Source organism: Onishia niordana (assembly GCF_004798965.1).
In the GTDB taxonomy this organism is placed as follows: domain Bacteria; phylum Pseudomonadota; class Gammaproteobacteria; order Pseudomonadales; family Halomonadaceae; genus Onishia; species Onishia niordana.
On the sequence record NZ_SDSD01000122.1, the window covers coordinates 1 to 255 of the forward strand.

The following is a 255-nucleotide window of genomic DNA, read 5'->3' on the forward strand; positions in this document are numbered from 1 at the left end:
ATATGCTTTCATTTTTTCTCCTTAACTATCCGCTAAGTGAGAATATTGTTAACTTAGCGGTAAACTTATGCGAGAGCAGTTACTCGCACTTGTTTACCAACCATAGGATTTAATTTCATAAAACCCTCCTTATTACTTAAACAGTTTTTGTACCTAAGTCTTGTCCGTCTTGGATATCTTTACCTGCTTTATAGTTTTCAAATTTCCCTTGAATAAACTGGTAGGCATCGAGACGACTTTCATAACGAATAGCTG

General features: G+C 35.3%; 1 protein-coding gene. It reads right to left on the reverse strand.

From position 1 onward, the window contains the following. Positions 1–136: 136 nt before the first annotated feature. Complete coding sequence (locus tag ETC27_RS18175) at positions 137–250, reverse strand: DUF1912 family protein (protein ID WP_369333513.1); 114 nt, start codon at positions 248–250, stop codon at positions 137–139. Positions 251–255 lie beyond the last annotated feature (5 nt).